At 70.6% G+C, this 21305-nt stretch carries 19 protein-coding genes; 9 read left to right on the top strand and 10 right to left on the bottom strand.

Annotation, left to right across the window (positions count from 1 at the left end):
• The first annotated feature begins 131 nt into the window (after positions 1-131).
• Together ACFOY2_RS28500 and ACFOY2_RS28495 are read left to right on the top strand one after the other, a co-directional pair.
• Positions 132-1421 carry an FAD-binding oxidoreductase gene (locus ACFOY2_RS28500; RefSeq protein WP_379531155.1) on the top strand — a complete coding sequence of 430 codons (1290 nt, stop codon included), beginning with the start codon at positions 132-134 and terminating at the stop codon, positions 1419-1421.
• Positions 1422-1831: 410 nt separating this feature from the next.
• Positions 1832-2728 (top strand): alpha/beta fold hydrolase, encoded by an 897-nt coding sequence (locus tag ACFOY2_RS28495; RefSeq protein ID WP_379531154.1) that lies wholly within the window; start codon positions 1832-1834, stop codon positions 2726-2728.
• 177 nt (positions 2729-2905) lie between these two features.
• Here ACFOY2_RS28495 and ACFOY2_RS28490 read toward each other — a convergent pair whose 3' ends face one another.
• Together ACFOY2_RS28490 and ACFOY2_RS28485 are read right to left on the bottom strand one after the other, a co-directional pair.
• Positions 2906-3817: a lysophospholipid acyltransferase family protein gene (locus ACFOY2_RS28490; protein ID WP_379531153.1), complete on the bottom strand. Its 912-nt coding sequence runs from the start codon at positions 3815-3817 to the stop codon at positions 2906-2908.
• A 272-nt stretch (positions 3818-4089) separates the two neighbouring features.
• On the bottom strand, positions 4090-4809 hold the full coding sequence (locus ACFOY2_RS28485; RefSeq protein ID WP_379531152.1) for a GNAT family N-acetyltransferase: 720 nt from the start codon (positions 4807-4809) through the stop codon (positions 4090-4092).
• A gap of 419 nt (positions 4810-5228) precedes the next feature.
• Here ACFOY2_RS28485 and fusA point away from each other — a divergent pair, with 419 nt between their 5' ends.
• Complete coding sequence (fusA, locus tag ACFOY2_RS28480; protein WP_379531151.1) at positions 5229-7256, top strand: elongation factor G; 2028 nt, start codon at positions 5229-5231, stop codon at positions 7254-7256.
• Between the two features lie 141 nt (positions 7257-7397).
• Here the strand turns inward: fusA and ACFOY2_RS28475 are convergent, their stop codons facing one another.
• From ACFOY2_RS28475 to ACFOY2_RS28465, 3 genes are all read right to left on the bottom strand, one after another.
• Complete coding sequence (locus ACFOY2_RS28475) at positions 7398-7889, bottom strand: GNAT family N-acetyltransferase (RefSeq protein WP_379531150.1); 492 nt, start codon at positions 7887-7889, stop codon at positions 7398-7400.
• Positions 7890-7929: 40 nt separating this feature from the next.
• A complete protein-coding gene (locus ACFOY2_RS28470) occupies positions 7930-8067 on the bottom strand; it encodes a hypothetical protein (RefSeq protein WP_379531149.1) in 138 nt (45 codons plus the stop codon).
• Positions 8068-8136: 69 nt separating this feature from the next.
• Complete coding sequence (locus tag ACFOY2_RS28465) at positions 8137-9333, bottom strand: RNA-guided endonuclease InsQ/TnpB family protein (RefSeq protein ID WP_379531148.1); 1197 nt, start codon at positions 9331-9333, stop codon at positions 8137-8139.
• 308 nt (positions 9334-9641) lie between these two features.
• Here ACFOY2_RS28465 and ACFOY2_RS28460 point away from each other — a divergent pair, with 308 nt between their 5' ends.
• A complete protein-coding gene (locus ACFOY2_RS28460) occupies positions 9642-9896 on the top strand; it encodes a hypothetical protein (RefSeq protein WP_379531147.1) in 255 nt (84 codons plus the stop codon).
• Between the two features lie 355 nt (positions 9897-10251).
• Positions 10252-12393: a rhamnogalacturonan lyase gene (locus tag ACFOY2_RS28455; protein ID WP_449290145.1), complete on the top strand. Its 2142-nt coding sequence runs from the start codon at positions 10252-10254 to the stop codon at positions 12391-12393.
• Between the two features lie 45 nt (positions 12394-12438).
• Here the strand turns inward: ACFOY2_RS28455 and ACFOY2_RS28450 are convergent, their stop codons facing one another.
• The 4 genes from ACFOY2_RS28450 to ACFOY2_RS28435 form a co-directional block, all read right to left on the bottom strand.
• Complete coding sequence (locus ACFOY2_RS28450; RefSeq protein WP_379531146.1) at positions 12439-13878, bottom strand: serine hydrolase; 1440 nt, start codon at positions 13876-13878, stop codon at positions 12439-12441.
• A 108-nt stretch (positions 13879-13986) separates the two neighbouring features.
• The gene (locus ACFOY2_RS28445) at positions 13987-14874 is read right to left on the bottom strand and encodes a phosphotransferase enzyme family protein (protein ID WP_379531145.1); all 888 of its coding nucleotides are present in this window, start codon (positions 14872-14874) and stop codon (positions 13987-13989) included.
• A gap of 25 nt (positions 14875-14899) precedes the next feature.
• Positions 14900-15538 carry a response regulator gene (locus ACFOY2_RS28440; protein ID WP_379531144.1) on the bottom strand — a complete coding sequence of 213 codons (639 nt, stop codon included), beginning with the start codon at positions 15536-15538 and terminating at the stop codon, positions 14900-14902.
• A 4-nt stretch (positions 15539-15542) separates the two neighbouring features.
• Positions 15543-16721, bottom strand: a complete 1179-nt coding sequence (locus ACFOY2_RS28435) for a sensor histidine kinase (protein ID WP_379531143.1) — start codon at positions 16719-16721, stop codon at positions 15543-15545.
• 163 nt (positions 16722-16884) lie between these two features.
• Here ACFOY2_RS28435 and ACFOY2_RS28430 point away from each other — a divergent pair, with 163 nt between their 5' ends.
• The 4 genes from ACFOY2_RS28430 to ACFOY2_RS28415 all read left to right on the top strand — a co-directional run bounded on the left by ACFOY2_RS28430 (position 16885) and on the right by ACFOY2_RS28415 (position 20217).
• Positions 16885-17598: an ABC transporter ATP-binding protein gene (locus ACFOY2_RS28430; protein ID WP_379531142.1), complete on the top strand. Its 714-nt coding sequence runs from the start codon at positions 16885-16887 to the stop codon at positions 17596-17598.
• Positions 17595-18374 (top strand): hypothetical protein, encoded by a 780-nt coding sequence (locus tag ACFOY2_RS28425; protein ID WP_379531141.1) that lies wholly within the window; start codon positions 17595-17597, stop codon positions 18372-18374. Before ACFOY2_RS28430 ends, ACFOY2_RS28425 begins: the two co-directional genes overlap by 4 nt.
• Positions 18375-18633: 259 nt before the next feature.
• Positions 18634-19200 carry a hypothetical protein gene (locus tag ACFOY2_RS28420; protein ID WP_379531140.1) on the top strand — a complete coding sequence of 189 codons (567 nt, stop codon included), beginning with the start codon at positions 18634-18636 and terminating at the stop codon, positions 19198-19200.
• Positions 19201-19299: 99 nt separating this feature from the next.
• On the top strand, positions 19300-20217 hold the full coding sequence (locus ACFOY2_RS28415) for a hypothetical protein (RefSeq protein WP_379531139.1): 918 nt from the start codon (positions 19300-19302) through the stop codon (positions 20215-20217).
• Here the strand turns inward: ACFOY2_RS28415 and ACFOY2_RS28410 are convergent.
• Positions 20171-21196: a LacI family DNA-binding transcriptional regulator gene (locus ACFOY2_RS28410; protein WP_379531138.1), complete on the bottom strand. Its 1026-nt coding sequence runs from the start codon at positions 21194-21196 to the stop codon at positions 20171-20173. The genes ACFOY2_RS28415 and ACFOY2_RS28410 overlap by 47 nt on opposite strands.
• Between the last annotated feature and the right edge of the window lie 109 nt (positions 21197-21305).

Genomic DNA, 21305 nt, shown 5'->3' with positions numbered 1-21305 from the left:
GTGCGGCGGATTCGTCTTCCCCGTGACCGCACGATCCTGGGGCCTTAAGGGCGGCGGTAAGGCGATGAGAACAAGACCGTAAGCCCCCTTCAGCACAGTGGCCACAGATCGCGGAAGAGAAGGGCGGACACATGAGCCAGCCGTACATGATCCAGGACGACATCCTGCTTCCCGGGTTCACCGGTCCGGTGCGACGGCCGGGCGAGGCCGGGTACGACGAGGGACGCCGTTCACTGAACCCGGCCGTGGACTCCCGCCCGGCCGTGGTGGCCGAGGCCTACGGGGTGGCGGACGTGCGGGCCGCGCTGCTGGCGGCGCGGCGGCACGGGGTGCCGTTCTCGGTGCAGGCGACCGGGCACGGCACGCATGCCGCTTGCGACGGCGGCGTCCTGCTCAAGACGGCGCCGATGGCGTCGGTGCTGGTGGACCCGGCCCGGCGGATCGCCAAGGTCGGTCCTGGGGCCCGCTGGGGCGAGGTGATCGCCGCCGCCGCGCCGTTCGGGCTGGCGCCGCTGTCCGGCTCCGCGCCGGGCGTGGGCGTCACCGGCTACACGCTCGGCGGCGGGCTCGGCTGGCTGGCCCGCACGTACGGCTTCGCCGCCGACAGCGTCGTGCGGGCCGAGGTCATGCTGGCGGACGGGCGGCACGTCACCGCCGACGCCGGCAACCACCCCGAGCTGTTCTGGGCGCTGCGCGGAGGCGGCGGCGGGTTCGGGGTGGTCACGTCGCTGGAGTTCCGGCTGTACCCGCTCTCGCGGGTGTACTCGGGCTTCGCCTACTTCCCGATCGAGGCGGCGGCCGAGACGCTGGGCGCGTACCGGAGCTGGATCGACGACGCCCCCGACGAGCTCAGCACGGCGGTCGTGCTCAAGCGCATGCCCGACGACGCGCCGGAAGCCGTGCGCGGCAGGCACGTGACCATGGTCAAGGTCGTGTACGCGGGCGCGGAGGCGCAGGCCAGGCGGCTGCTCGCGCCACTGTGGCAGGCGGCCGGGCCGGCGCTGCTGGACGAGCTGCGGCCCAACACCTACGGCGGCACGTCGATGGGCGGCACGCCGAACCGGCACATGGACATGTTCGACACCGTTCCTGACGAACTGGTCGGCACACTGGTGCGGGCCTCGCAACGGGCGCAGACCGTGGAGATCCGGCACTGGGGCGGCGCGATGGGCCGTCCTGGGGCGGATGCCGGACCGGTGAGCCACCGTGGCACGAAGGTGTCGGTCATCGTGGACACGCCGGTCCCGGGGCTGGCCGAGGAGTTGCGGCCGCACGCGAACGGCGGGACGTTCCTCAACTTCCTGTCCGACCCGTCGCGGACGGCCGCGGCGTACGCGGCGGCGGATTACCGACGGCTGCGGGACGTCAAGCGGGACCACGACCCGGACGGCTTCTTCCAGGTCGGGCACATCGTCCGATGACGGCTCCCGAATGGGGGCGATGAGGGTGGGCGGTACGACGGCACAGCAGCGCAGGTACAGCACTCGGAGTGCCACGATCACGACGCTCATGACCTGGTAGGGTCTCGGTCATGGTCCACATGTTCGTCCGTTCTCGGACTGTCTGATACGGGGTGTCCCGCCGATCACTTGCTGATCGGCGGTTGAGGCGATTCCGCCATCAGCGTCGCGGCATAGATTCCCGCGCGCCGCGTTTCGCCCGACCTGAGCCGTCAACATCACCTACCTGCTGATTGGCGCCGCCACCGCCTCTGCGGTCGCCTGCGTGATCACCGGTAGGCATGTCCACCATCCTCTTCATCAGCGGCTCAACGCGCCGGTGCCGGCATCGCGCGTGTTCGCCGCGTCTCAATGTGATCGGACTGATCTACGTGTCAGCTGTCTCAAGCAACCTCTCCGGCTCTCGGCCCGCGTCCGGTGCCGCCCCCACGTTCGTGCTGGTCCACGGTTCCGGCTCCAGCTCGTTCATGTGGGCCCCCGTCCAGCGCGAACTCGCGTTGCTCGGCCACCGCAGCTTCGCCGTCGACCTGCCGGGGCACGGCCTCGACGCGCAGTACCCCGTCGCCTACCAGGCCCCGCAGGACCTCGCTGCCTGGGCGAACGAACCTTCGACGCTGGCCGGGGTCAGCCTGCGGGACAACGTCGGCATGGTCGTCGACATCGTCCGCCGCGTGGCCGAGCACGGGCCGGTGGTGCTGGTGGGTGCCAGCCTCGGAGGGACGACCATCAGCGGGGTCGGCAACACGGTGCCCGAGCTGGTTGATCGGCTCGTGTACATCTCCGCGTGGTCCTGTGTGGAACTGGCCAACCCCATCGAGTACATGCAGACGCCCGAGTTCGGCGCCAGCCTGCTCGCCCCTCTGGCCGCGTTGAACGTCGGAGACCCGGCTCACGTCGGTGCCGGCCGGGCCAACTACCGCACCTCCGACCCGGTCCTGCTCGCCGCCCTGAAGGAGGCGACCATGGCCGATGTCAGCGACGAACAGTTCCGGGCCTTCCTCAACATCCTGCAGCCGGACGAGTCCATTGCGGTGATGATGTCCGATGCCCGCGTCCACGCCGACACCTGGGGCACGATCGCCCGCACCTACATCCGTCTCACCGGCGACCGGTCGCTTCCCATCGCCATGCAGGACAGGCTGATCACCGAGGCGGACGCGCTGACTCCCGGCAATCCCTATGACGTGCACACCCTGGACACGACACATGCCGGGTTCCTGTTCAGAGCAGAGGAGGTAGCCGCCATCCTCGGCAAACTCCCTGTCTGACGACGACGCAGAAACCGCCTCGTGTCCACCTCAGCGCGGCCGGCGCTTGGACGCGAGGCGGCATCATGGCCCGAGCACCACTTCCCCACCGAACCGCGACTTCCCTGCCGGAGCACCTTGGCACGCGGTACCCGATGCGGGGCGTAGGCGGGTCTGGGTGGGGATGGCTTTGCGGGGTTATCCGGTGAGGCCGTGGCCGGTCGGTACGCCCGTGCGTACCTGGGCCTCGGCGATCCTGGCGAGCGTTGTGCGGGCTTCGGGGCGGCGGGTGGTGGGCTCGGGATGTACCGGGGCGAACAGCCGGACCTCGACGACCAGGTCGCGGGTGGCGGCCACGCGGCGCAGGGAGGCCAGCAGCGTGTCGCCGCCGACGAAGCAGGCCCGGGTAGAGGGGGTTGCGCCCTCTCGGTAGCGGAGTGTGGCCGGGCGTACGGGGGCGCCCGCGTCGACGGCCGCCTGGAACACCGCAGGGCGGAACTGGCCCATCGCCCGGCCGCACCACGTGGTGCCCTCGGGGAAGGCGACCACCGTGTCACCTGCTCTGAGTGCGGCGGCGACGGCGGCGACGGTGGCCGGGAGGGCGTACAGGCGCTCCCTGTCGATGAACAGCGCCCCCGAGGCGGCCGCCAGTGTGCGGATCAGCGGCCATTCGGTGATCTCACGTTTGGCGAGCGGACGTGATGGCATGGCGGCGGCGATGACCAGGGGGTCGAGCCAGGAGACATGATTCGCCACGACCAGCGCCCCGGCGGCCGGAGCCTGCGCGGAGGACGGCTCCTCAGCGGGCAGCGCGGGCGGTCTCTCGTTGGGAGGTGTGGTGGCCTCGGTGACGTGGATTCTGATGCCGAGTGTGCGTAGGAGTAGCCGTGCCCATGCCCTCGTCAGGTCCGCTCGCCTTCCTGTGGGGACGGCCCGGGAGGCCAGTGCCAGTGGTAGCCCGGCGAGCACTACGAGCAGTGCCGCGAAGAGCCGTACCGCGCGGTGGACGGGGCCGGTTTCCGCGGCGGCTGCTTGAACGCAGGAGGCGGGTGTGCAGGGGCCGGTGGGGCGCCAGGGGTTGGCGATGGCGTCCACAACGTCGATCGCCACGTCTCCGGAAGCCGCCGCGACGGTTGCGGAGCCCCCGGGAGGCGCGACGGAGGTCAGGATGCCGCTGCCCTTCGCGGCGCTTCCGGTCTGAACAGCCGCGTCAGGCAGGATAGGCGCGCCACTTTGGATAGCCGCGCCCGTCTGGACAGTCGTGACGGCCGCACCACTTCGAACAGCCGCGCCGGTCTGGACGACCGTGCCGGTCTGGACGACTGTGTCCGTCTGGAGGGTCGTGTTGGTCTTTGCTGCGTCGCTGGTTGGGGCGACGGTGCTCACAGGGGTTCTCCCAGGAAGTGCCGCAGGTAGCGGGTGTTGACGTTGTCCATCGACAGCAGCATGAAGAAGTCGGCCACGCCGAAGTCCTGGTCGTGCGCCGGCGCCCCGCACACCCACGCCCCCAGCCGCAGGTACCCCCGCAGCAGCGCGGGCGGCACGAAGCGGTCGGGCCGTACGGGGCCGGTGGCGTGCCACGGGGTGCGCGGCTCGACCCGGTACTCCTCGGGCCCCAGCGGCACCTGTTCGGCGACGGAGGCGGCCAGGGCGCCCTGGTCGTCGTCGAGGGGCACCGAGCAGCAGCCGGCCAGCCACCGGTGACCGCCTTCGATCATGTATCTGGCGATGCCGGCCCACAGCAGGGCGACGACGGCGCCGGCCCGGTGGTCGGGGTGCACGCAGGTGCGTCCGGCTTCGACGAGGTCCTTCCTGATGGGCGCGAGGTTGGTGAGGTCGAATTCGGCGTCGGAGTAGAGCCGCTCGGTACGTCCCGGCGGCAGGAGCCGGTAGGTGCCGACGACGTCGCGGCCGTCGCGCACGAGCAGGTGGTCGCAGTAGGCGTCGAACCGGTCCGCGTCCAGTCCGGAGACCGGGCTGTCGAGCCGCGCCCCCATCTCCTCGGCGAACACCTCGTAGCGCAGCCGCTGGGCGGCCTGCAGGTCGGCGGGGCTCATGGCCATGCCGACCGAGTACCGACCGGTGTCAAGAGAGATCGTCATGGGCACGTGTCCTTCCCTCGAGAACTCGAAAGCCGTCCCGCGCCTAATGTCGACACGCCGACATGACCAGCGCGTCTCACGACGGGGGCAGCGAGGCGTCCGCGTGGTGAACCTCCATGAGCCGGAGAAAATCCCTTTCCTCCCAGGCGAAGATCACAGTAAGCTTCCCGCGGTCAGAGATGAGGGATGGAAGGAGCGGACCGTGCGCCACAACACCACTGCCGTCGTCCCTCTGTCCCGCTTCGAGGTGATCCTGGTGTCTTCGTCGCCCCGGTGCCGGCTGCGCGGCCGCCACTGGACGACGCCCTGACGAGAACGCCAGGACCTTACTGACGAGAACGCCAGGCCCCGAGCCCGCCGACGGGTTCAGGGAAATCGCGCTGTCCTGTTCCGGAAAATTTTCCGAAAGGTCATGGGCCGTGCGTGCTCAAGTCTCCAACCCTCTGACCGTCATCCGTAACCTCGGCATCCTCGCCCACGTGGACGCCGGCAAGACCACCGTCACCGAGCGGATGCTGTACCTGGCCGGCGCGACGTACAAGCGCGGCGAGGTGCACGACGGCACCACCGTCACCGACTTCGACTCCCAGGAGCGCGACCGCGGCATCACCATCTTCGCCGCCGCGGTGAGCTGCGCCTGGGACGGACACCGGATCAACGTGATCGACACCCCCGGCCACGTCGACTTCTCCGACGAGGTCGAGCGGTCGCTGCGGGTGCTCGACGGCGCGATCGCGGTGTTCGACGCCGTGGCCGGCGTGGAGCCGCAGAGCGAGTCCGTCTGGCGGCGGGCGGACCGGCACGGGGTGCCGCGCATCGCGTTCGTCAACAAGCTGGACCGGGCCGGCGCCGACCTGGACGCGGCGGTCGAGTCGATCCGGCGGCGGCTGCACCGCTCGCCGCTGGTCGTCCAGCTCCCGATCGGCAGCGAGGACGCCTTCGCCGGCGTCGTGGACCTGCTGCGGATGCGGGCGCTGGTCTGGTCGGACGAGGTGCTGGAGGAGTGTCCGGTGCCGGAGGACCTGCTGGAGGAGGCGCGGCGGCGGCGCAGGCTCCTGGAGGAGGCGGTGGCGGAGCTGCATCCAAGGGCGCTGGAGGAGTTCTGCTCCCAGCCGTCGATCTCCGATGGCACGCTCGCGGGCGCGCTGCGCGACCTGACACGCTCCGGCGCGGGCCTGGTGGTGCTGTGCGGCTCCGCCTACCGCAACCGCGGGATCGAGCCGCTGCTGGACGCGGCCGTGGCGTACCTGCCGTCGCCGCTGGACGTGCCGGCGGTCCGCGGCACGCTGGACGGGGACGAGCAGGAACGCGCCGCCGACCCGGAGGCGCCGCTGGCGGCGCTGGTGTTCAAGGTGAGCGCGACCGCCACCGGACGGCAGACGTACCTGCGCCTCTATTCGGGCACGCTGAGAAAGGGGGACACGGTGCTGGACACCGGCACGGGCCGCGCCGAGCGGGTGAGCCGGATCCTGCGCGTGCAGGCCGACCGGCACACCGAGGTGGACCTGGCGCTGGCCGGCGACATCGTCGCGGTGATCGGCCCGAAGGACGCCCGCACCGGCACGACCCTGTGCGCGCCCGGCGCGCCCCTGCTGCTGGAACCGCCGGATGCGACCGATCCGGTGGTGTCCGTGGCGGTCGAGGCGCGCAGGAGCGCCGACTCCGACCGGCTGGCCGCCGCGCTGGCCCGGCTCGCCGAGGCGGATCCGTCGCTGACGGTCCGTACGGACGCCGAGACCGGCCAGACGATCCTGTCCGGCCTCGGCGAGCTGCACCTGGAGGTGGCGGCGGAGAAACTCCGGCGCGACCACGGGCTGGAGGTCGGCGTGGGCCGGCCGCAGGTGGCCCACCGGGAGAGGGTCGTCTCCGGGGTGTCGGGGCTGCTGTACCGGCACGTCAAGCAGGACGGCGGCAAGGGACAGTTCGCGCACGTGCTGCTCGACGTGGAGCCGCTCGACGGCGACGGCTTCGAGTTCCGCTCGACCGTGGTCGGCGGGCGAGTGCCGCGCGAGTACGTGAAGGCGGTCGAGGCCGGCTGCCGGGACGCCCTGTCCGGCGGTCCGCTCGGCGGCCACCCGGTGATGGGCCTGCGAGTCACGCTCACCGACGGGGCCACGCACTCCAAGGACTCCTCTGAGCTGGCCTTCCACACGGCGGCTCGGCTGGGGCTGCGCGAGGCGCTGCGGTCGTGCGCGATGGTGCTGCTCGAGCCGGTGGTCGAGGTCACGGTCACGGTGCCGGACGACGCGGCCGGCGGCGTCCTGGGCGACCTGGCGGCCAGGCACGGCCGCATTTCGGGCACGGCGGCGCGGGCCGGCACGGTGGTGATCACCGCGGTGGTGCCGCTGGCCGAGGTGTTCGGGTACGCGACCCGGCTGCGCAGCAGGACGCAGGGCCGCGGCACGTTCACCACCCGAGCCGCCGGGTACGCGCCGGTGCACCGGTGACCCCACGGCCCCGCCCGCACGCACGGGCGGGGCCGTCCCCAGGCGAGCGAGCCATCCCCGACGAGGCCGGCGGGACCATCCCCAAGGCGAGCGAGCCACCCTCAACGAGGCGGTCGGGGCCTTCCCCAGGCGGGCCCTTTCTTACGCGGTGAACGAGATCCACGCGTCGGGCGGGACGTCGGGCCGTCCCGGCACGGGCCTGCGCTCCTCGGTCCAGCGGTCACCGGCGATCTCGGTGGCGACGCGCCGCCAGAAGGCCACGGCACCCGTGTTGGCGTCCTGGAAGGCGATCTCCCAGGGCCCGGGGTGCCGGGCGATCACGTCCTGGACGGCGCGCAGGCCAAGCCCGGTCCTGCGCGCGCCGCGCACCACGAAGAAGCTGTTGAGCACGCGGGCCGGCCCCGCCAGGTTGCGCACGAACGCGAACCCGGCGGGACGGTCGCCGCTGGTGAACAGGTAGGGCGCCCAGTCGGCGTCCGTGAACGCCGAATGCAGGCGTTCGCTTATGAACGTGGCGTCGGCGTTCGGCAACAGGCTGCCGAATTCGGACATGTCATGGCGGAACATCAGCCACAGGCGCTCGATCGCGGGCCGGTCGGCCGCGCCCGCGGGGCGCACAGAGAAATCAGTCATAAACGCAGCTTCCCGGGGCGAGCCCCCGGGAAAGCGGAGATCACATTCTAGCACCCGCTCCCGTGACCGACGCCGACCAGTAAAGCGCCCTGGCCACCTGCGGGAACAGTCCCTTGGGGTGGTTGCGGAACATCGGCTCGGTGCCGAACAGCACCACGGCCGCGCCCCGCAGCAGCATGACGAAATCCTTCTGTTGACGTGCTCCCCGGTATGACTGAACGCCGGGGATTCTGGCCTGTGCCCTGTCTCACGCGGCACTTCCGAGGCTTCCTGTTTCGTCGGCCAGCGCCCGCGCGGACGCGGGTCTTACCTGGCCTCCACAGGCGTTTTGTCTCTCCGCCCGTCCGGCGGCGAGGATGTTGATCGCGGCGTTGACATCCCGATCATGGACGGCCCCGCACATGCAGGGCCACTCCCGCACATGCAGTGGCATCGCACCCTGCACCGTGCCGCAGGCCGAGCAGAGTTTGCTGGAGGGAAACCAGCGGCTGACCTTCACGACGGTCCTGCCATAAAGGTTGGCTTTGTACTCCAGCATACGGACGAACGCCGACCAGCCCGCATCATGGATGCTCTTGGCCAGCCGGGTGCGCGCCAATCCCTTGACCGCCAGATCCTCCACGTACACCGCTTGATTCTCGCGGATGAGCCGGGTGGACAACCGGTGATGGAACTCGCGGCGCGCGTCGGCGACCTTGGCATGCTCACGGGCGACCGCCAGCCGGGCCTTGGCCCGGTTACGACTGCCCTTCTCCTTCTTGGACAAGCTCCGTTGCAGACGCTTGAGCTTCTTCTCCGCACGGCGCAGGAACCGCGGAGAGGCGATCTTCGTGCCGTCCGACAGGACCGCGAAATGCCCCAACCCCAGATCGATCCCGGTCTCGGCGTCGGCGGCCGGGAGCGGCTCGCCCGGCACCTCGACCACGAACGACGCGAAATACCTCCCGGCCGAATCCTTGATGACAGTGACCGACGACGGCTCGGACGGCAGCGGGCGCGACCACCGCACCGCCACGTCACCGATCTTCGGCAGACGCAGCCTGCCGGTCGCGGTGACGCAGAAGCGCGCGTTGCGGGTGAAGCGGACCGCCTGCCGATGATCCTTACGAGACCGGAACCGGGGCAGCTCGACCTTCGGCCCCTTCCGCCTGCCCGTCAGGGAATCGAAGAAGTTACGGAACGCCGTCGTGCAGTCGGCCAGCGCCTGCTGGAGCACCGCCGCCGACACCTCTGCCAGCCACGCCCGCTCCGGTGTCTTCTTCGCATGCGTGATCACCCGGACCGACAGCTCCGTATCGGTGACGAACGGCAGCCCGTGCTCGTGGGCGTGGTTGCGCAGGGCGAGCGCGTCATTGAACACGACCCGCGCGCACCCGAACGCTTTGGCCAGCGCAATCCGCTGACCCAGCGTCGGGTCAAGACGGAAGGAGTGCCGCAATCGCACGCGAGCATTCTATGGTTGATCCATTACCAAGTGCAACCAATATGCAACCGAAAGTAATGGCGTTTCGATCCCAACCCTATTGCTCATTTGGTTGTCGTGACCAGGTTCCGGCGCCGGGGTCTTCGCCGACACACACGTGACCTACTTAAAGGAGATCCTCCGCGATGTCGCCGCGGACTTCGACGTTGAACCGCGAAAGCCGACTTGGCGCGGGCGGCAAGACCCAGGATCAGCGTGCCGTCAGAAGGCGGTGATCTCCCTCATGAACCGGTCGCGGCCTCGCTCGAGGCGGTCGAGGTGCACGTAGTGTGTGTTCCACGGTCTTGACCGATCTGGCGTGGACCAGGTGGGCGCGCAGGGTGGTGACGTCCTCGGGGCGGCTCCAGAAGTCGTTGCCGCCGCGCACGACCAGTGTCGGCGCGGTGATCAGGCTGGCGTCCCGTGGACAGGTAGAAGCCGTCCTCCATGGCTCCGGACGCACCGTGAACGAGGCGGCGGCGACCCGGCTGACCACGGTGTTGAGCAGGAAACGCATCGAGATCCTTCTCGGGGAACGGACATGAGGGCTCGATCCTGCCGCCGCCAGGGCAGGGAGATCCGCATTGTGCGCCTAATCCGATGCCATTGATATGCGCCGCGTATCAATGAGGGCATGTGAATTCCCAGGAAATACGGCGGAAACCAACCCTTGACAGACCTCGCAGAATGCCAATAACCTCCCCGTGATTTTATCGATTTAATTCGTGGAGGCCGAGACGATGAGACCCCCCGGCGGCATCCGCCGCGCCCTCACCACCGCCCTGGCCGCCCTCCTCGCCCTCCCGCTGACGGCGCTCCCCGCCGCCGCGGACGCGGGCGGCCGGATCCGGCTCGAACACCTCGACCGAGGGGCTGGTCGCGGCCACGACCGGCGACGGCGTGTTCCTGAGCTGGCGCCTGCTCGGCGACGAGGTGTCCGGGCACGGCGCGACCGGCATGACGGGCGCCGACTTCAAGGTCTACAAGGACGGCCGCGCCATCGCGACCGTCACCGACAGCACCAACTACCTCGACCGCGGCGCGACGGCGGGCTCGGAGTACCGCGTGGCGCCGATCGTCAAGGGCAAGGAGGGCCGCCGCAGCTCTGCCGCCACAGCTTGGCTTAAATCGTTTTATGATTTACCGCTGAAGAAGCCCTCCGACGGCGTCACCCCGGCCGGGGAGGCCTACACGTACACGGCCAACGACGTGAGCGTCGGCGACGTGGACGGCGACGGCCAGTACGAGTACGTCGTCAAATGGGACCCATCCAACTCCAAGGACGTCTCCCAGCGCGGCTACACCGGCAACACCTACCTCGACACCTACGAGCTCGACGGCACCCTGCGCTGGCGGCTCGACCTGGGCGTGAACATCCGCTCCGGCGCCCACTACACCCAGTTCCTGGTCTACGACTTCGACGGCGACGGCCGCTCGGAGCTGATGCTGAAGACCGCGCCCGGCACGAAGGCCATCCGGTACGGGCCGGACGGCCGGGTCGTCTCCGAGCGCTACGTCACCATGCCACGAGGGGACGTCAAGGCCGGATATTCGCACCGCGACGACTATCGCAAGAGCCCCGCCGACTATTTCGACCACCTCGTCGAGACTTTCGCGAAATGGCAGGAACACCCCGAGGTGGTCGCCGGGCGCTGGCCCAAGACCCTCGAGGAGGCCTTCGGCATCGAGCCGGCCCACCGGTACCCGCTCTCCCACGAGGACGCGGTCGAGCTGGCGACGTACTTCGTCGACGTCTACGCGCCGGGGCGCAGCGGCAACAACCGGCTGCGGGAGTTCGCCGGGTTCGTCATCACCGGCCCCGAGTACCTGTCGGTGTTCAACGGCGCCTCGGGCAAGGAGTTGCAGACGGTCGCGTACAAGCCGGGACGCGGCGACGACGGCCTGCTGTGGGGCGACTACGCGATGGCCAGGATCGAGCCGGGCAACCGGGTGGACCGGTTCCTGTCGTCGGTCGCCTACCTCGACGGCCGCCGCCCTTCGGCGATCTTCGCCCGCGGCTACTACACGCGCACCACGCTCGTGGCCTACGACTGGGACGGCCGGCGGCTGAAGGAGGTCTGGTACGTCGACAGCGGCCACGTGCCGATGTCCAACCCGTTCAACGGCGCGCCGCACGGCGTCCCGGGCAGCAACCCGAAATATGCCGACCTGACCACGCAGGGCTTCCACTCGATGAGCGTGGCCGACGTGGACGCCGACGGCCGCCAGGAGATCGTCTACGGCTCCGCGACCATCGACGACGACGGCGACGTGCTCTACTCCTCGTTCGCGACCGCCCCGCCGCAGAGCAACGTGCCCGGCCAGAACGTCCGGCTCGGCCACGGCGACGCCATGCACGTGGGCGACTTCGACCCCGGCCGTCCCGGCCTGGAGATCTGGACGGTGCACGAGGGCGGCCCGTACGCCCCGTACGGGTGGGCGCTGCGCGAGGCCGCCACCGGCGCGGTGATCCACGGCGGCTACAGCGGCGTCGACACCGGCCGCGGCATGGTCGGCGACATCGACCCGGCGATCCGCGGCGTGGAGTCGTGGTCGTCGATGCCGCCGAACCAGACGATCGAGGCCGGGCTCTGGTCGGCGCGCGGCGAGCACCTGGGCCGCTCCGCGCCCGGCACGAACATGAGCATCCGCTGGGCGGCCGACATGACGACCCAGCTCGTCAACGGCACCGCCACCACCGTCCTGCAGCCGCCGACGATCGACGACTGGAAGCGCGGCACGCTGCTGACCGCCGAGGGCACGCTGGCCAACAACTGGACCAAGGGCAACCCCGGGCTGGTCGCGGACGTGTTCGGCGACTGGCGCGAGGAACTGCTGGTCCGTACGGCCGACAGCGGCGCGCTGCGGATATACCTCAGCACCGAGGTGACCGGGCGCAAGCTCTACACCCTCATGCACGACCCGCAGTACCGGGTCGAGGTGGCCAGGCAGCAGACGGGCTACAACCAGCCGGCGTACCCGAGCTTCTCCTTCGGCTCGGACATCGACTGGTCCCGCGTCCCCCTGCCCCGCCTGCGGTGACACGGGCGGCGGGGCCCTTGCTGAAGAAGAGCCCCGCCCACGTGGTTACCTGGCCGGGCGGGCGAAACGGGCGGTCTCGTACGTGTCGATGGCGGCGCCGAGCTTGGCGAGCTTCTCGGTGTAGGAGACCGGCCAGACGCCCGGCTCGGCGGCCGGCCGGGCGGCGTCGACGTACTGGGTGCCGAGGTTGGTGAAGGCCGCGACGATGTAGCGGCGGCCGTTCTTGCCCGGCAGGGACTTGACGATGCCGGCGTCGGCGCCGGAGTTGTTGACCCAGCCGGTCTTGTGCGAGAACGTGACCTGCGCCCGCTGGTTGCAGGGCCGCACGTCCTGGCCGAAGGCGTTGCCCGCGACCGTCACCGTGCCGTCGGCGGCCACCCAGCGCGAGTCCACCCGCTGCGGGATGCCGGCGGCGGGGTAGCCGGCGGCGCATCGGTTCGCGGTCGAGAGCATGTCGTTGTAGCCCTGCTCGCCGAGCATCTTCTTGAACAGGGCTCGGGAGGTGGCGCTGAGCACGCCTCCCGAGGTGACCGGCTTGCCGTTCGGGGCGGTCCAGGCCGTGCCGGGCACGCCCTCGACCAGCGCGAGCAGCTTGGCGGTGTCCAGCGAGCTCATCGTGACCGGGTTGGACCAGCGTCCGCCGTTGTCCGGGTTGGTGTTCTTGAGCTGCATCGTCTCCAGGCCGAGGTCCTGGAAGGTCTGGTTGAGCCCGTCCACGGCCTTTCGGTCGTGCAGCAGCTTGACCAGGGCGCAGGTGGCGGGGTTGGAGGAGGAGGTGATCGAGGCGTCCATGTAGGCGCGGATCGTGTTGCTGCTCGCCGGGCCGCACAGCGAGCTGATGGCGGTGGGCTCATAGGCGTAGGTGTCGTCGAGCTTGATCTCGCCCTTGTCGACCAGGCGCAGCACGCCGAAGTTGACCATCAGCTTCAGGACCGAGGCCGGGTAGGGAAGCATGAAGTCGATCGGGGCGTTCTCCCGGCCCGGCACGATGTCGATGCTGCCCTGCCCCTTGCCCGTGTACCAGCCGGCGTCGTCCCACTGCCGGTAGCGCACCTTGTCGGTGCGGAAGTTCTGATCCACCGGGACGACGACGCCCTGCGGGTTCTGCGGGCTCATCAGCACCGTGCCGGAGGAGAGGAGCCGGCCGAGCCGGTCCAGCTCCAGCACCGTCACGTCGAGCTGCGGCTGCTGCACGATCGGCTTGGCGTCCTCGGCCTTGGCCAGCAGCTTGGCGTAGTCGGCGGTCGTCCTGGCCTCCTTGTCCACCACGCCGGCGAGCGTGCGGGCCTGGGCGCTGCCCGGGGGCGCCAGGTCCAGGACCTCCTCGAAGCGCAGCCCCGCCATGGTCTTCTGGAGGAAGGCGCCCACCCCGGTTTCGGCCGTCTTCTCCTGGGCCTGGGCCGGCCAGGCCACGACGCCTAAGAGCAGGCAGGCGGTGGCCAGCGCGGCCGCAGCGCGGCGACGGGTTCTGGCTCGGACGTCCATACGCGATTCCCATCCGTAGATATTTTGGGATTTGTGCATGTGGACCTTAGCCAGGTTTTGGATCATGTGTGATGAAATTTCGTCATTTTCTGCCATTGCGCGGTGCGCTTACCGATCGCGGAGGCCCGCGTACGCCTCGGCGAGTCCTCGCCGGTTGCCGTCCGCGTCGGCGACGCCTCTGAGCTGGCCGCGCTCGATGCGGTCGGCGAAGTAGATCGCGGTGGCCGTCCAGCGCAACCTGATGATCGTCCCCAGGTGGGCCAGTTCCGCCTCGACGTCCGGGTCGGCGTCCCGGTAGCCGTCCAGGACATGGCCGAACACGTGAGGCGTGTCCCGGGTGAGGACGGCCACGCACGCCAGGTCGTACAGGACGGGCCCCTGCAGGACGGCGCCCCAGTCGACGAGGCCGTCCAGCGCGGGTGAGTGGTCGTTCAGCCGGAACCCGTCGAGCCCGGGGTCACCGTTGACCACGCCCACGCGCAACAGCGGCGCGACCTCGCGGGCGGCCTCCAGCGCCTCGACGGCGGCCTGCCGGACATGCGCCGGCATGGGGATGTCCCGAAGGCAGGCGGTAGCCCACGGCCATGGCCACTTGTGCTGCTCGCCCACGTCTTCCGCGTCGTTCCCGAGGACGCGGTGAGCGCGGGCCAGGATGGCGCCCAGGCGACGCAGGTCCCGTGCAGAGCCGGTGTCCGGCGGCCGGCCGGGGACATACTCGAGCAGCGCCAGGCTCCCCTCGGGCAGGTCGGCGGCCAACCGGCCGTCGGGCAGCGCGACCGGAGCGCCGCTGGGCAGGCCGAGGGCGTGCACGCGGGCGGCCACCCGCAGGCCGTTGAGGAAGGCGTCGGAGGGGTCGGCGAGCTTGGCGACGTACCGGGCGCCGGTGCGGCAGCGGACCAGCCACGTCATGGAGTTCCAGCCGCCGGGCAGCGGCTCGGCCCCGTCCACGGGGAGGTTCCAGGGGGTGAGCGCGGCCAGGAGATGATCGGGGCGCATGGGCGTCAGCCTACGCGGCGGCTGGTCAGAGGAGGCCGGCGTCGCGGACGCGCATGGCGACGTGGACCCGGTTGTCGGTGCCGAGTTTGGCGAAGATGCGGGTGATGTTGGCCTTCACGGTCGCCACGCTCACCGAGAGGGCGGCGGCGATCTCGGCGTTGGACAGGCCCCTGGCCAGCTCGATCGCCACCTCGCGCTCGCGTTCGGTGAGCCGGGCCAGCTCGCGCAGCGCCTGCGGTTCGTACCCGCCGGTGGCCGCCGCGATCACCTGGCGGGCGACGCTGGGCGACAGGACCGGCTCGCCCCTGGCCACGGTGCGGACGGCCTCGATCATCTTGGGCGGCGGCGTGTCCTTCAGCAGGAAGCCGTGCGCGCCCAGCCGCAGGGCGCGCAGCACCATGTCGTCGGCGTCGAACGTGGTCAGGACCAGGATGCGCGGCGGCGACGGCCGGGCCAGCAGCAGTTCGGTGGTGGTCAGGCCGTCCTGGACGGGCATCCGGATGTCCATCAGGACGACGTCGGGCCGCAGGTCGCGGACCACGGCCATGGCCTGCTTGCCGTCGGCTGCCTCGCCGGCCAGGTCGAGGTCGGCCTCGCCGCCGAGGATGAGGCGCAGCCCGGTGCGCACCATCGGGTCGTCGTCCACGATCACCACTCGGATCATGCGCTCAAGCCTCCCACGGCAGCCGGGCCTGAAGGACGAAGCGTCCGTCCTGGAGGGCGTGGCTGATGGTGCCGCCCGCCATCCGGGTGCGTTCGGCCAGCCCGACCAGCCCGAGCCGCCCGCCGGGGCCCGAGACGAGCCCGTACGGGGCCGGGTTGCTCACCCTGATCCACAGTCCCTGGCCGGGGCATCCGCGCAGCTCGGCGCGTACCCGGCTGCCGGGCGCGTGCTTGCGCGCGTTGGTCAGCGCCTCCTGCACGATCCGGTACGCGTTGCGCCCCGTCTGCGTCGGCAGCCGCTCGCGCCCGTCGATGCTGTCGTCCACCTCGACGTTCTGTCCGGCCGCCCGTACCTCGTCGAACAGGGCGTCGAGGTCGGCGAGGCTCGGCTGCGGGCCCTCCACGACGCCGTCACTGCGCAGCGAGCCGAGCACGGTGCGCAGCTCGTTCAGCGACTGGTGCGAGTTCTCCTGGATGGCCTGCGCGGCCTCGCGGGTCTGCTCGGGGGTGAGGTCCGCGCGGTGGGACAGGCCGCCCGCGAGCATGGAAAGCAGCGACAGGCGGTGGGCGAGCACGTCGTGCATCTCCTGGGCGATCTTGACCCGCTCCGAGAGCCTGGTCTGTTCGATCCGGTGGAGCTGCGCGGCCAGCTCGGCCTGCTGGCGCAGGGCGGCCATGTCGGTCCGCTCGCCCAGGTAGAACCCGAGCACGGTGATCGAGCCGATGATGGCCAGGCCGGTGATGAGGGTGACGGAAGTGACGGAGTAGATCCGCTGCGGGTCGTCTTCCCCGGCCCAGAACATCTGAGCCGTCGGACACAGCCAGGTCAGCAGTGCGACCGGGACGATCTGCCCCCAGCGGCGGTGCCTGGACAGCGACGCGTACGCGACATAGGCCGGGCCGCCGGCCATGGGCGAGTAGAGGGTCAGCAGGGCCGTCGCCACGGCGATCTGCCACGGCCATCGCCGCCGCCAGAGCAGCAGCACCATCCCGGCCGCCCACATGACCGTGAACAGGAGGAGAAGAAGGGCCAGGTCGCGGTCCCAGGAGATCTCGCCATGGAGGACCGACACGATCGGGTCCCCCGAGTTCATGGACGACAGGTACGACATCCCGCCGAAGAACAGCAGCGGCACCACGGCGCACAGGTTGCGCAGCGCGGCGATCACCTTGGCCTCGTTCACGTGGCTCAGCCTAGAGACAGGCGTGACCCGGGACTTACCGACCCGGGCCCAGAGCGGGTAGCCCCAGGTCCACAATGCGGGCCCGAGGGTCTGGACCGGGGTCCGCCCGATGTGGACCCGGCTCCGATGAGCGGCACCCCCCAGGTCCGCTGAACTTGGGGCCGTGATCGAATTTGACCGCGTCAGCAAGACGTACAAACAGGTGCGGGCCCTCGACGAGGTGTCCTTCACCGTTCGGGAGGGCAGCGTCACCGGGTTCCTCGGCCCCAACGGGGCGGGAAAGTCGACGGCGCTGCGGGTCCTGGCCGGGCTCTCGCGGGCCACGTCGGGGGCGGCGACGGTGTTCGGGCGGCCGTACGTGGAGCTGGAGTGCCCGGGTCTGCAGGTCGGCACGCTGCTGGACGCCGGAGCCCAGCATCCCGGGCGCACCGGGCGGGAGGTTCTGACCCTGGGCGCGATGCTGCTCGGCCTGCCGCGTTCGCGGGCCGAGGAGACTCTGGAGCTGGTCGGGCTGACCGGCAGGGAGAGCGGGCGGGCCGTCGGCGGCTACTCGCTGGGCATGCGGCAGCGGCTGGGCATCGGGCACGCGCTGCTCGGGCGGCCCAAGGCGCTCATCCTGGACGAGCCGGCCAACGGCCTCGACCCGCAGGGCATCCAGTGGATGCGCACGCTGCTGCGTTCGCTGGCCGACTCCGGGTGCGCGGTGCTGCTCAGCTCGCACCTGCTGCACGAGGTGGAGCAGATCGCCGACCACGTGGTGATGATCGGGCGCGGGCGCGTGCTGGCTCAGGGCACGGTCGCCGAACTCGGCGGGGGCCGCGGCCTCGAACAGACCTTCCTCGACCTGACCGCGACCGCCGACAGGAGCGCCCGATGAGCACCGCCGTCCCCCGGCAGGAGCCCGCGGTGAGCGCCGCCGTCCGCCCGATCCCGTTCCACCGGCTGCTGCGGGTCGAGACGCGCAAGCTCGTCGACACCCGCAGCGGCAAGGTCCTCACGGCGATCCTGATCGTCTTGTCCCTGGCGGCCGTCGTCGTCCGGGGCGTCGTCGACGGCCCCCGGCTCTCCCTGCTGTCCGGCACCGCGGGGATCGTGTTCGGAATCTTGCTCCCCGTGCTCGCCATCCTGACGATGACCGGCGAGTGGAGCCACCGCACCGCGCTGACCACGTTCGCGCTCGAACCCCGCCGCGTGCGGGTGCTGGCGGCCAAGTGCGTGCCCCCGCTGGTCGCGACCGTGGCGGCCTGCGTGCTCGCGCTGCTGGTGGCCGCGCCCGTGACCGCCGCCGTCGCGGCCGTCCAGGGGGTGCCGCCGGTCTGGACGGTCGAGCTCCTGCCCGAGCTCGGCAGTATCGCCGCGATGGTGCTGACGACCGCCATGGGGCTGGCCCTGGGCTTGCTGCTGCTGAACGCGCCGGCCGCGATCGTGATCTACCTGAGCAGCACGATGGTGTGGAGCTACGTCAAAGTCCTGCTCGGCTCGACCGGCCAGACCCTGGCCCAGTGGCTTGACCTGGGCGCCGCCTGCGGCCCCCTCATCGCCGGTGACATGACCGGCCTGGACGTCGCCCGGCTGGCGACCGCGACCCTGGTCTGGGTCGTCATCCCCCTGGTTGTGGGCGCTCTGCGGGTATCTCAAAAGGATATCGGGTGACGCTTTACCCAGAGGGGTAGATCTTTACCCCTTTCATGGGTTTATGTTTGTGTTTGTCCGATTTGACCGGTAGCGTGATGCGTGTTCGAGGCGATACCCCAGCCCCACGAGGGCGATTTTCTCGGACAAATCCCGATTTTTCGGAATCTCCAGCGCTCCACGTAGCGACCGTACGGCACGCTGCCCGGCTACGTCCGCCAAGCGAGCGCCAAGGCCCTCGTTGTCTAACAAAGGACCTGAGACCACTATGTCTGCTCGTTTGCGTTCTGTTGCCATGCTCGCCGCCTCGGTGCTGAGCGCCGTGACCATCGGCGCGGGCGCGACCCAGGCCCACGCGCAGCAGGGATCCACCACCGCGACGGCCCAGCACGCCATGCTGATGGGCTCGACCACGGCGTCCTACTTCTGGGACGACTCCTCCGGCCGCGCCGGAGACACCGGCCTGCCCGCCGCGGGCAAGCCGATGCAGAAGGGCCTGGTGGCCAGCCCGAGCTGGCCCCTCATGACCGAGGGGTACGTGATCTACCAGGGCAAGAAGCTGCCGTTCTTCGTCGGTGACCGCGGCCCCGGCGACCCCTCCAGCCGCGGGGTCATGCTGGACCTGGACGCCAAGACGTTCGCCGAGCTGACCGGCGGCTCCTTCAATGCCCACACGCTGGGCGTCGACGGCGTCGGCGGCAACGGGCACATCAAGGTCGACTATGTCGTCACCAAGTGGGGCGACGGGGTCGGCAAGAAAAGCCACCCTGTCGCCTTCTCCAGCGGCGCCTGGGCCCAGAAGGACGCCGGCCCGGCCGTCGTGCCGGTGTCGGTCAAGAACGACTGACCTGCCTCCACCCCTGCGAAAAGGGCGCTCCCACCCCGGGAGCGCCCTTTTCGTGTGCGCTCTTGTATCGTTACATGAAGATCGACGAAAAGGATGGCCATGATCCCCCGTCCGCTCTACCGCGACCCGGTCTTCGACGGCGCGACCGACCCGACCATCATCTGGAACCGGTCAGAACGGTCCTGGTGGCTCGTCTACACCAGCCGCCGGGCCACCGCCCCGGCCAGGGAGGACGTGAGCTGGGTCCACGGCACGGACCTCGGGGTGGCCTCCTCGGCCGACGGCGGCCTGACGTGGCTGTACCGGGGCACGATCGACGGGCTCGACCTCGAATGGGGCCGCCACACGTACTGGGCGCCGGAGATCGTCGACGACGGGGAGACCTACCACATGTACGTCAGCGTCATCCGCGGCGTTCCCGACTCCTGGCACCCCCACGAGCGCCACATCCGCCACTACACCAGCCCCGACCTGATCCGCTGGACGTTCCGCGCCACGCTGGAGCTGTCCTCCGCGTACGTGATCGACGCCTGCGTGGCCGCGCTGCCCGGCGGCGGCTACCGGCTGTGGTACAAGGACGAGGCCGCCGGGTCGCACACCTGGGCGGCCGACAGCGACGACCTGCACCGCTGGCGGGTCAGGGGCCCGGCGGTGACGATCTCGGCGCACGAGGGGCCGAACGTGTTCACGCTCGGCGGACGCCACTGGATGATCGTGGACGAGTGGCACGGCCAGCGCGTGCTGAGCTCGTCCGACCTGGACGCCTGGCAGCCGCACGGCCTCATCCTCGACCGGCCGGGCGGGCGCCCGGACGACGCCGGATTCGGGCACCACGCGGACGTCGTGGTGACGGGCGAGGAGGCGACGATCTTCTACTTCACCCACCCCGACGGCGGGCGGCGCTCGTCGATGCAGGCCGCCCGGCTGCGGGTGCGGGACGGCGAGCTGACCTGCGACCGCGACGAAGAGCTCAGCGGCCCGCTCCTGCCCGTCGGAGGTCCTGGCTGCTCCCCCTGACGATCAGCGAGGTCGCCAGCTCTATCCGCGTGCCCGCGCCGCCCCGCGGATGGGTCAGCTCCTCCGAGATCAGCCGCACCGCCTCGTTCGCCATGTCGTCGAGGGGCTGGCGGACGGTGGTGAGCGGCGGCGACATCATCTCGCACAGGGGCGAGTCGTCGAACCCGACCACCGACAGCTCGACCGGCACCCGGATGCCACGCTCGGCCGCCGCCTGGTAGACGCCGGCGGCCTGCAGGTCGGACCCGGCGAAGATCGCGGTGGGCGGGTCGGCGCGCTCGATCAGGGCGGCGCCGCACGCCTTGCCGCCGGCGACGAGGAAGTCGCCGTAGCGGGTGAGTTCAGGGTCGGGGTCGATGCCGAACGTGCGGTGCGCGGCCAGGTAGCCCTCGTAGCGGTCGAGCGTGCACTGCAGGTCGAGCGGCCCGCCGATGAAGCCGATGCGGGTGTGGCCGAGCTCCAGCAGGTGGGTGGTCGCCATGACGCCGCCCGACCAGTTCGTGGCCCCGACGGTGGAAAGGCGCGGATCGCGCTGGCCGACCGGGTCGAGCAGCACCAGGGGGACGCGCAGCAGCTCCTCGATGGCCGCGGTCTCCTCCTGGTCGGCGCGCGAGAGCACCAGCACGATGCCGTCGGTGCCGCGTTTGCGCACGATCCCGATCCAGCGCCGCAGGTCGAAGTCGGGCCGCGCGGAGGAGGTCACGACCAGCGAGAACCCCCATCGCGCCGCCGCCTGCTCCGCTCCCCTGATGAGCACCTGGGCCCACGGGGAGCCGACGCCGTCGATGAGCAGGTCGACCAGGCCGGTCCTGGGCGCGCTCGGCGGGCGCGGGGACTCATACCCGAAGGCTCTGACCGCTTCGAGGACCTTGTCCCTGGTGGCGGCGGAGACGTGTTTCTTGCCGCTCAGGACCTTGGAAACCGTCGGCACCGAGACTCCGGCGGCCGCCGCTACGTCGGCCAGCGTGGCTCGAGGCACAGGACCTCCCGTTGCCGTGGTGCGGCCGTCCGGCCGGCACTTTTCGGAAAATAGCGCGCCCCCACAGGGCCTCGGCTGACCTGGCAGAACCGGTGATTCACCGAGGGCT

This window comes from Nonomuraea purpurea (assembly GCF_042650645.1).
GTDB classification, from domain to species: domain Bacteria; phylum Actinomycetota; class Actinomycetes; order Streptosporangiales; family Streptosporangiaceae; genus Nonomuraea; species Nonomuraea purpurea.
Note: the sequence above shows the minus strand (reverse complement) of the source record. Positions and strands in the feature narration are given on the sequence as shown.